The organism is Novosphingobium mississippiense, assembly GCF_044029535.1.
Lineage (GTDB): Bacteria > Pseudomonadota > Alphaproteobacteria > Sphingomonadales > Sphingomonadaceae > Novosphingobium.
The window spans coordinates 1,138,220-1,147,366 of record NZ_CP147001.1; the positions used below are offsets into that span (position 1 = coordinate 1,138,220).

The window sequence follows — 9,147 nt, forward strand, 5'->3', positions numbered from 1 at the left end:
CCCGTGGCGGGGTTCGCGCTTCTCCCCATCCTGGTCCTCGTGGTTCTGATGATCGTGCTGCGATGGTCGGCGGCGGCAGCAGGAACGCTGTCGGCAGTGACGGCGGCGATCGTGGCGGTGGTGGTCTTCCAGTTCGGGGAGACTCCGGCGGACCTTGCCGGGCCGATCCTGGAGGCGGCGTTCACGGCGGCGACCATTCTGTGGATCATCTTTCCCGCACTCTCGATCCACGAATACCAGACCCGCGTGGGTGGGACCGGCGTGATCGGCGAATGGCTTTCCTCCATCTCCGAAGACCCGGCGGCGACGGCGCTTCTGCTGGGGTGGTTCTTCACCATGTTCCTGGAAGGCGCATCGGGTTTCGGCACGCCGATCGCCATTGTTGCGCCGATGCTGGTGGCGCTGGGCATTCCGGCATCGCGCGCGATTCTGGTGGCCTTGCTGGGGCATGTGGTGGGCGTGTCGTTCGGGGCCGTGGGCGCGCCGATGGTGCCGCTGCTGGAAGCGGCGATCATGGATGAGCGGCGCCTCTCGCTGGAGATCCTGCTGCTACACGCCTGTCTAGGCTGGGCGATGACGCTGTTCGTCGTCCAATACGCGACGGGTGGGGCTGGGGATGGGAGTGGCGCTGGGGGCGCAATGGCTGTCTCGGGCCGGGCGCGTCGCCTGGCGCTGGTGGCGGCCATCTGCTTCTTCGGCGCGGCGGCGCTGATCGCGGCGCTGACCGGTGCGGAATTGCCGACATTGGGCGGGGCGCTGGTGGGCGGGGCATTGTTCGCCGCTTGGCTGCGGCGTGGCCCATCCGCCTCTACCCGACCGGGGCCGGGCGGAAAGGCCATCCTGCTGGCCGGGTTGCCCTATGTCATGCTGGTGCTGCTGATCCTTGCCACCCGCCTGATCGATCCGCTGCGCACGGCCGCACGCGCCTATCGGCTGGACTGGACTTATGGCACTGGTTTCGGGGACGTGATGCTGCCGTTCTACCACCCCGGCACCATGCTGTTCGCGGCGTTCCTGGTGACAGTGGTGGTCCGCCGCAGCCCGCCGCGCCTGGTGGGCGCATCGATGGTGGCGGCGGCGCGGCGGCTGCCGCAAGTGGCGATCGCGCTGCTGGCGGTGCTGACGCTGGCGCGCTTCATGGTGCATGGCGGGATGATCGATGCCCTGGCCGTGGCGGCGACGACGCTGTTCGGACGGTTATGGCCATTGGCGGTGCCGCTGGTGGGGGCGCTGGGATCGTTCGTGACCGGATCGGGCACCGCGTCCAACATCATCTTCGCCAACTTCCAGGTCGCCGCCGCCGACGGCGTGCGGCTGCCGCACGGGCTGGCGCTGGCGGGGCAAAGCGTGGGTTCGGCGATCGGCAATATCATGGCGCCGCACAACATCGTGGCCGGAACCGCCACGGTGGGGCTGGTCGGGCGGGAAGGGGAGACGCTTTCGCGCACCGTGCCGATCTGCCTTGCCTATGCGGTGGCGGCGGGCGTGCTGCTCCTGCTGCTTCAGGTCGTGCTGCCTTAGGTCAGCGCGATCTATTCACGCGCCGGGAAGATATCGCGGGTTAACTTATTCTGGTTTACGCGATGTAAACCAAGTTCTTGAGCCAATATTTCCTGCTTTACTCCGCTATTTTTTCAACGGACTTGACTTCTACATTGGGATGATTGTCTTATCCGTGCAATATTTGGCGGCGACAGCGGGCCCGGAGCGGCATTTGCAGTCTCTTCCGAAAGTTTCGTGGCAGGTCCCTGAACGCCTGCCCGCAAGGGAGTGCGTCGCCAGGACCGGCAGCGACTGGGTTCTGACGGCGTCATTTTCCGCCTCCTGTCCCAATTCACCACCGAGCGCGACAGGAGGCGGAAAATACCCCCGACCCTTTTGTCTTCTTTGTAAGCGGCGATGGAGTGTGTTCTGCGCAAGTCGAACCGACGCACCTTCTGTCATCGCCAAGTCGCGGGTGCCTGCAATAGTTTCCCTCATCTGATCCGTCTCGATTGATGATCGGAATTTTGCATGAAGGTCAGTGCAATGCGGCCTTTGAACGCATCGCGGATTCTGGCAATGTCCCGGCATCGGCAGACGATTCCGGTAAATTCCCCCACGGCGTCCGCAAGCGCCTGCCTGCCTCCGGCTATTCCATGACGTAAGCCCCATCGCCCGGAAGAGGATCCAAAAAAAAGGCCGGGAAGAGGAACCAACAAGGAGAAAATCCATGGACGCGAAGACCAGTGGCTGCCCGATGCACGGCGAACCCGTGCGATCGCTCCTCGGACGTACCAATCGGGACTGGTGGCCGAACCAGCTCAGCCTCGACATTCTGCGGCAGGGTGGGGCCGATCCCAGCCCGATGGATCCGGATTTCGATTATGCCACGGCCTTCAAGTCGCTGGACCTTGCTGCCGTAAAGGCAGACCTTACCGCGCTGATGACCGACAGCCAGCCGTGGTGGCCGGCGGACTATGGCCACTATGGCCCGTTCCTGATCCGCATGGCCTGGCACAGTGCCGGTACCTATCGCATCGGCGACGGGCGCGGCGGTGCCGGCGCGGGCGACCAGCGTTTCGCGCCGCTCAATTCCTGGCCGGATAACGCCAACCTGGACAAGGCGCGCCGCCTGCTCTGGCCGGTGAAGCAGAAGTACGGGGCCAAGCTGTCCTGGGCGGATCTGATGATCCTGGCGGGCAATGTCGCCTTCGAATCGATGGGCGCGCCAGTGCTGGGCTTCGGCGGCGGGCGTGCCGATGTGTTCGAGCCGGAAATTGCCGTTTACTGGGGCACCGAGGAGCAATGGGTCGGCCAGGGCGCCGAAACGCGCATCCAGCCGGAGCGTGAGATGGCGCTGGAAAACCCGCTGGCGGCGATCCAGATGGGCCTGATCTACGTGAACCCGGAAGGCCCTGGCGGCAATCCCGATGCGCTCGGTTCGGCCCGCGACATTCGCGAGACGTTCGCGCGCATGGGCATGGACGATATCGAGACTGCGGCGCTCACCGTGGGCGGCCACACGTTCGGCAAGTGCCATGGCGCCGGTGATGCCGCCAAGGTCGGCGCCGAGCCCGAAGGCGCCGATATTGCGCAGCAGGGCCTCGGCTGGCTGAGCGGACATGAAAGCGGCTATGGCGATCACACGATCACTTCCGGCCTGGAAGGTGCATGGACGCCCACGCCGACGAAGTGGGACATGAGCTATCTGCACATGCTGCTGGATTACGACTACGAGCTGGTCCGCAGCCCCGCCGGTGCGCAGCAATGGCAGCCGATTGGCCAGAAGCCGGAAGACATGGCCCCCGGCGCGCACAGCCCGGATCGCCGCTTGCCGACGATGATGACCACCGCCGACATGGCGTTCAAGGAAGACCCGGAATACCGCAAGATCATTGAACGGTTCCGCGCCGAACCGGCATGGCTGGAAGACCAGTTCGCCAAGGCCTGGTTCAAGCTCTGCCACCGCGACATGGGCCCCAAGGCGCGCTATCTGGGCGCCGAAGTGCCGGCTGAAGACTTCCTCTGGCAGGATCCGCTGCCCAAGGGTGGCGGTTCGACCGTTGGCGACGTGTCTGCGCTGAAGGACAAGATCCGCGCTTCGGGCCTTTCGGTGTCCGAACTGGTCTCCACCGCATGGGCCTCCGCATCGACCTATCGTTCGTCCGACCATCGCGGCGGCGCCAATGGCGCGCGCATTCGCCTTGCGCCGCAAAAGGACTGGGAGGTTAACGAGCCCGCCAAGCTGGCCAAGGTCCTGAAGGTCTATGAGGATATCAAGGCTGGATCCGGCGGCAGCGTCTCGATTGCGGACCTGATCGTGCTGGGCGGCGGCGTCGGGATCGAGAAGGCGGCGGCCGATGCCGGCACCCCGATCGAGGTGCCGTTCACGCCGGGCCGCGTCGACGCCTCGCAGGAACAGACCGACGTTGACGGTTTCGCCGTTCTTGAGCCGCGCGTGGACGGGTTCCGGAACTATCTCCAGGTGCCGTACAATGTCCCCACCGAGGAACTGCTGGTGGACCGTTCGCAACTGCTGGGCCTCAGCGCCCCGCAGATGACGGTGCTGGTCGGCGGCCTTCGCGTGCTGGGCGTCAACTTCGGCGGGTCGAAGGATGGCGTCTTCACCACGCGCGAAGGGCAGTTGACCAATGACTTCTTCGTCAACCTGCTCGACATGAAGACGGCGTGGAAGCAAGTGGATGACGAGGCGGACGAAACCTTCATCGGCACTGACCGCGCCAGCGACCAGCAGAAGTGGACGGCGACGAGGACCGATCTGGTGTTCGGTTCCAACTCGCAGCTTCGCGCATTGAGTGAAGTCTACGCTGCGGCCGATGCGGGCCAGAAGTTCGTGCGCGACTTCGTGGCTGCCTGGGTGAAGGTGATGAACGCCGATCGCTTCGACCTGGCGTAAACAGCTTTGGGTTGAAGCAGGAAGGGGCGGGGGAGTGCGGTCTCCCGCCCCTTTCCCGTGCGTGAAAGCCAGGCGGCAGGAGCTTCTGAAAATCGGATATAAAGATATCTTTATATTTGCGTCGCGCGGATCGAACGGGTAGGGACGGCGCCATCGCGGCACCCTTCGTCATCCCGATGCAGGGGCCGCTGAGGCAACACTTCCAGGAGTTAGCGCCCGTGGCCACGACCACCGCCCCCGACTACGCCATTGCAGACATCTCGCTCGCCGATTTCGGCCGCACCGAGATCGCCATTGCCGAAACCGAAATGCCCGGCCTGATGGCGCTGCGCGAGGAATACGGCGCTGCCCAGCCGCTGAAGGGCGCGCGCATCACCGGCTCGCTGCACATGACGATCCAGACCGCCGTGCTGATCGAGACGCTGGTCGCGCTCGGCGCCGAAGTGCGCTGGGCCACCTGCAACATCTTCTCCACGCAGGACCACGCCGCCGCCGCCATCGCCGCGCGCGACATTCCCGTCTATGCCATCAAGGGCGAGAGCCTGGCCGAATACTGGGACTATGTGGGCCGCATCTTCGACTGGTCGAGCGAGGGTAACCCCGACCTGACCTGCAACATGATCCTGGACGACGGTGGCGACGCCACCATGTTCGCGCTCTGGGGCGCGCGCGTCGAAGCCGGCGAGCCGCTGTTCGAACCCTCGAACGCCGAGGAAATCGAGTTCGTTCGCGCGCTCAACGCCTTCCTCAAGGCAAAGCCGGGCTACCTCTCGCGCACCGTCAACGCCATCAAGGGCGTTTCGGAAGAGACCACCACCGGCGTGCACCGTCTCTACCACCTCGCCAAGGACGGCAAGCTGCCGTTCCCCGCGATCAACGTGAACGATTCGGTCACCAAGTCGAAGTTCGACAACCTCTACGGCTGCAAGGAATCGCTGGTCGACGCGATCCGTCGCGCCACCGACGTGATGCTGGCCGGCAAGGTGGCTTGCGTTGCCGGCTTCGGCGACGTCGGCAAGGGTTCGGCTGCTTCGCTCCGCAACGGCGGCGCCCGCGTGATGGTCACCGAAATCGACCCGATCTGCGCCCTGCAGGCCGCCATGGAAGGCTATGAAGTCGTCACCATGGAAGACGCCGTGAAGCGTTGCGACATCTTCGTGACCGCCACCGGCAACGAAGCCGTCATCACCGGCGAGCACATGGAAGCGATGAAGGACAAGGCGATTGTCTGCAACATCGGCCACTTCGACAGCGAGATCCAGATCTCGGCGCTCGACAACTACGAGTGGAAGGAAGTGAAGGCCGGTACCGACCTCGTCACCTTCCCGGACGGCAAGCAGATCATCGTCCTCGCCAAGGGCCGCCTGGTGAACCTGGGCTGCGCCACCGGCCACCCCAGCTTCGTCATGTCGTCCAGCTTCACCAACCAGACGCTCGCGCAGATCGAACTCTTCACCAAGAATGACGAGTACGACAACAAGGTCTACGTGCTGCCCAAGCACCTCGACGAAAAGGTCGCCGCGCTCCACCTCGAAAAGCTGGGCGTGAAGCTCACCAAGCTTTCGAAGAAGCAGGCCGACTACATCGGCGTGCCGGAAGCCGGTCCGTTCAAGCCGGACCACTACCGCTACTGATTGGGGACGGGGTTTGGGGTGTGGCTCTGGAGTGTCACCCTTAGACCCCGTCGTCCCCGCGAAGGCGGGGATCCCGCTTCCTTCTTCCCTACCCGCACAACAAGCGGAGCCCCCGCCTTCGCGAGGGTGACGGGAAAAGAGGCGTCGAGGGTCAAACCTAACCCGCGAACAACATGGGGAGAGTACCGGTACCACGGTACTCTCCCCATTGTCTTTGTGGTCCCGGGCAAGCATAGCCGGAAGCGAATGGATCACGAACGCTTCGTACCCCTCATCATCGGGCTGCTCCTCGCCGCATGGATGCTGGCGGCGGCTTGGGCGGTGCTTTCCGCAAGAAGCCGCCAGAAACGCGCCGAAGCACAGCTTCGCTCCGCGCGCCGGTTGGGCCGCATGGTGGAGGAATCGCCAGCGATTCCGCTGCTGGTCCGTTCGGACGGCCGCATCGAAGGGCCGCCGCGCGTCGCGCAATGGCTGGGTTTCGAGGCGGTGCCCCAGTTTCTGTCCGAACTCGATGGCGGCGATCGCGGCTTGCCCACGGACAAACTGGCCGAACTGACCGAAGCAGTGCGCCGCACGCAGAAAACCGCCGCGCCGTTCCGCATGGTTGTCACCCCGCGCAATTCCGCGCGCTCGCTGGCGCTGCGCGGCCATCTGGCCGATCCCCAGGTCTCGCCCGGTGGAGCCGCGCTGGTCTGGCTCTTCGACTTTTCGGATAGCGAGGGCGAACTCGTCCGCCTGCGTGACGAGGCCGCGCGTGCGCGTGGCGATTTCACCGCGCTGGTCTCGCTGATCGAGGCGGCGCCGATGCCCATGTGGTTCCGCCGTCCGGATGGCGAGCTGCAGCTGGTGAACTCGGCCTATGTCACGGCGGTTGGCGGGGAAAGCGCGCAGGGCGTGGTCGCGGCCGGCACCGAGCTGGTGGAGATCGTCGACGGCGTCACCCCCGCGCAAGTGGCGCGCATCGCCGCGCAGAAGGGCGCGCCGATCCAGCGCATCGTTTCCACCACGATCGACGGCCAGCGCCGCGCCATGCGCGTCAGCGACCTGCCGCTGGGTGACGATGGCGTGGCGGGCTATGCGGTGGACATCGAAGACCTTGAGGAAATGTCGCGATCCTTCCGCGCGTTCCGCGATGCCCAGCGCGCCCTGCTCGATCAGCTTTCGGCGGGTGTTGCGCAGTTCGACGGCCGCAAGCGGCTCAGCTTCGCCAACCAGCCGTTCCAGCGCCTGTTCAAGCTGAACCAGAACGCACTCCAGGATCCGCCGGTGTTCGAGCGACTGCTCGACGCCGCGCGTGACGCCGGGCGCGTGCCTGAGGTCCGCGATTTCCCGGCATGGCGGCGCGAGAAGGGGGCCTGGTTCGCTTCCAGTGAAACGAACGAGGAAGCCTGGACGCTTTCGGACGGCACGCATTTGCGCATCGTCGCCCAGCCTTTGCCCGATGGCGGGCTGCTGCTGATCGCCGAGGATCGCACGGAACAACTGCGCCTTTCGGCCGTGCGCGATACGCTGCTGCGCACGCGCACCGCGATGTTCGACAGCCTGTACGAATCGGTGGCGGTCTTCGCGCCCGACGGCCGCGTGCAACTGTGGAACCGCCGTTTCGCCGCCGATTGGGGCTTGGAGACCGACTTCCTCGACACGCACCCGCATGTGGAGGCGCTGCTCAAGAAGATCGCGCCGCGCCTCAAGTTCCCGGCGGAGGTGGAGACGGTGGGGAACGTCGTGCGCGCTGCCGCGTTGGACCGCGCGCAGAAGGGTGGACGCCTTGCGCTCGCGGATGGGCGGATGCTGGAATATGCGGGCGTGCCGCTGCCGGACGGCAATGGTCTGCTGGCAGTGCTGGACATCACGGATTCGCAAAAGGCCGAAGCCGCGCTGCGTGAAAGCAACGAGGCGCTGATCGAAGCGGACGCGATCAAGACGCGCTTCCTGGCCAAGATCAGCTACGAACTGCGCACGCCGCTCACCTCTATCGGCGGTTTTGCCGAGTTGCTGGAAGCAGGCGTGGGTGGCGATCTCAACCCCGGCGGCCACGAATATGTCGCCGCCATCCTCGCTTCGGTCGATCAGCTGGGCGAGCATATCGACAGCCTGCTGGACCTTTCGCAGAGTGAGGCCGGTCTCCTGCCGCTCAAGAAGGAAGAGATCGATCCGATGCCCTTCATCCGCGCGGTGGTGGAGGAACGCTCCGCCCGCCTAGAACGCGCCGGACTGGTGCTGGATCTGCGTGCGGACGGGTTGCTGCGGCCGTTCCAGGGTGATCGCCGCCGCCTGGCCCGTGCGGTGGGCCACCTTGTCGACAACGCCATTGCCGCCTCGCCGCGTGGCCAGCGCGTCCTCGTGCAGATGGCGCGGCGCAGGTCGACAGAGGGGGAGGACGTGGTGCAGATCCTCGTGCAAGATCGCGGGCAGGGCATGGACAGTCGCAGCCTCGCGCTGGCGTTGGACGGCATGAAGCAGAGCGCCGACGGCAAGAGCGTGGAGCGTAGCCAGGGCCTCGGCCTGCCGCTCGCGCGGCAGTTGGTAGAGGCGCATGGCGGCGCGTTGCGCCTCGTTTCGGAGCGCGGCAAGGGCACCAGTGCCTTGGTGGAGTTGCCGGAATGAAGATCGCGCTTCCCGACCTTGCGGCGATGGACCGTTTCGGCCGCGCCATCGCCGATGCGCTGCGGCCCGAGGATGTAGTGGCACTGGAAGGCGGGCTTGGCGCCGGCAAGACCACACTGGCGCGCGCGATCATCGCCGGTTTGGGGCATGAGGGCGAGGTTCCCTCGCCCAGCTTCGCCATTGTCGAAGTCTACGATCCGCCGCCTCTTGGTCAATCCGCGGTGCGCCTTCCGCTGGTCCATGCCGACTTCTACCGCCTCGCCCATCCGTCGGAGGCGGACGAGATCGGGCTGGACGACTATCGGCAAGGCGCGGCGCTGATCGCGGAGTGGCCCGATCACGCGGGTGGCTTCACGCATGAGCCGGGCTGCCTCTCGATTACGCTGGAAGTTGCGGAAGAGGGGCGGATCGCCATTGTCGAAGGGGGGGCGGATTGGCGGGATCGCCTTGCGTTCTGACTTCGTCAAAACGGCGATCCCCGTTGTTGGTTTGTCGCATTTTCCGAGT

General features: G+C 65.4%; 5 protein-coding genes. All 5 read left to right on the forward strand.

Annotation, left to right across the window (positions count from 1 at the left end):
- Positions 1-3 precede the first annotated feature (3 nt).
- The gene (locus WBP06_RS05315) at positions 4-1,521 is read left to right on the forward strand and encodes an L-lactate permease (RefSeq protein ID WP_395332584.1); all 1,518 of its coding nucleotides are present in this window, start codon (positions 4-6) and stop codon (positions 1,519-1,521) included.
- Between the two features lie 691 nt (positions 1,522-2,212).
- Positions 2,213-4,399, forward strand: a complete 2,187-nt coding sequence (katG, locus tag WBP06_RS05320; protein ID WP_395332587.1) for a catalase/peroxidase HPI — start codon at positions 2,213-2,215, stop codon at positions 4,397-4,399.
- A gap of 176 nt (positions 4,400-4,575) precedes the next feature.
- On the forward strand, positions 4,576-6,033 hold the full coding sequence (gene ahcY / locus WBP06_RS05325; RefSeq protein WP_395334041.1) for an adenosylhomocysteinase: 1,458 nt from the start codon (positions 4,576-4,578) through the stop codon (positions 6,031-6,033).
- A 246-nt stretch (positions 6,034-6,279) separates the two neighbouring features.
- Positions 6,280-8,640 (forward strand): PAS-domain containing protein, encoded by a 2,361-nt coding sequence (locus WBP06_RS05330; RefSeq protein ID WP_395332589.1) that lies wholly within the window; start codon positions 6,280-6,282, stop codon positions 8,638-8,640.
- The gene (gene tsaE, locus WBP06_RS05335; RefSeq protein ID WP_395332591.1) at positions 8,637-9,098 is read left to right on the forward strand and encodes a tRNA (adenosine(37)-N6)-threonylcarbamoyltransferase complex ATPase subunit type 1 TsaE; all 462 of its coding nucleotides are present in this window, start codon (positions 8,637-8,639) and stop codon (positions 9,096-9,098) included. The genes WBP06_RS05330 and tsaE overlap by 4 nt, the downstream gene beginning before the upstream one ends.
- Positions 9,099-9,147: the final 49 nt, after the last annotated feature.

Coding starts and splice junctions, on each gene's coding strand:
- katG (WP_395332587.1), top strand. CDS start 2,213: ATGGACGCGAAGACCAGTGGCTGCCCGATGCACGGCGAACCCGTGCGA.
- ahcY (WP_395334041.1), top strand. CDS start 4,576: ATGCAGGGGCCGCTGAGGCAACACTTCCAGGAGTTAGCGCCCGTGGCC.
- WBP06_RS05330 (WP_395332589.1), top strand. CDS start 6,280: ATGGATCACGAACGCTTCGTACCCCTCATCATCGGGCTGCTCCTCGCC.
- tsaE (WP_395332591.1), top strand. CDS start 8,637: ATGAAGATCGCGCTTCCCGACCTTGCGGCGATGGACCGTTTCGGCCGC.